Raw genomic sequence first — 1398 nt, 5'->3', positions numbered from 1 at the left:
CTTTATAGGAAATTTCTCAAATCGTGAAAAATAGTGTATAATGTATGGGAAATAAAAAAGGGCATAACAAAAGAGCGAAAGTTGGCGATTTCGCGATGACTTTGATTATGAAGTTTTTTGTTTTTTGGTGTGACTGCACTGTTTGACGATTGAGACTGCACATGTACTTATGGACTTATCCATATCCCATGACCTTTCGGTATCGTTCAAATAGTGCAGTTTTTTTGTGGTAAACTTCCAACACCAACATAGAAGTGCCACACTTTGGACATTTAAGAGGATCATATCCAAAAGAAAGAAGAATGGAATGTCTCCAATTAAGAAGCGTACGAAGATATCGTTTCTTTTCAGTAGAGATACATTTATGCAGTTTCTTTTCCTGTTTGTGGTGCTTGGCATAGATGCCATAGTAGCGTAACATTTTAAAATGCTTTTCAGGAATATGTACAATTAACCTTTTGATGAAATCCAAGGCAGGAATACATTCGGTAACGGACTTATTATCTTCATGACGGGTATAATGAAATGTCACAAACTCACCATCGTATTTATCAATGCGAGAAGTTGCAATAGTAGGGCGTCCAAGATAACGACTAATGTATTTGATTGTGATATCCGGTGTACAGAGATTAGGCTTTGCACGGACGTAAAATCCGTCTGCGTGTTTGGTGTACATTTCATTTTTAACTTTTCGGAACGGCTTACCGATTTTATTCGTAAGACGTTCAAGAAGGACTTTGCGAAAAGCATTTCGTAGGAAGGTGTAGTCAAAATGTTTTACAGGTCTCCAAACAGTAAAATTACCTGCACCGCCTTCAGAAATAAGAGCGTGAATGTGTGGATTCCATTTTAAATCTCTGCCAAAGGTGTGTAAAACACAAATAAGTCCAGGAGTAAAGTTTTCGGTTTTATTCATTTTGGAAAACATACGGAGAACGACATCTCTGACAGAATGAAAGAGACAATTTAAAAGCGAGCGGTCTTTGAGAAAATAAATACGAAGTTCCTCAGGGATGGTGAAAACACAATGCCGATGAACACAAGAAATAAGTTTGCATGACATGGAGAAGGAACGTTTCAGATTGTACATGTTACCACAAGTAGGACAGAAACGGGATTTACAACGAAAAGGAGTAAATTTCATTTCACCACAATCTGGACACACAAAAAAGGCACCACCAAAGGATGGATCGCCACAATGGATCATCTTGGAGATGTTTTCGACTTCAGTTTGTCTGGGATGAAGTTCGTAAAGGATATGCTCATAATAATCAATAAAAATCGTTTGTAATATATTACTCATGTAATTATTTTACAATAAAGAAACACAAAGAAAAACCCCCACCCCTCAAGAATGAGGGGCAGGGGAGCTGAGAGTGTGCTCAGCACACTTTTTTA

General features: G+C 37.6%; 1 protein-coding gene. It reads right to left on the bottom strand.

Annotated features, from left to right (window positions below; translation table 11 throughout):
- Positions 1 to 175: 175 nt before the first annotated feature.
- The gene (locus ACQRBH_RS17210) at positions 176 to 1303 is read right to left on the bottom strand and encodes an IS91 family transposase (protein ID WP_427762678.1); all 1128 of its coding nucleotides are present in this window, start codon (positions 1301 to 1303) and stop codon (positions 176 to 178) included.
- Positions 1304 to 1398 lie beyond the last annotated feature (95 nt).

This window comes from Bariatricus sp. SGI.161 (assembly GCF_050313695.1).
Lineage (GTDB): Bacteria > Bacillota > Clostridia > Lachnospirales > Lachnospiraceae > JAFBIX01.
The sequence above is the reverse complement of the archived record's forward strand: the minus strand, read 5'-3'. Positions and strand labels throughout refer to the sequence as shown.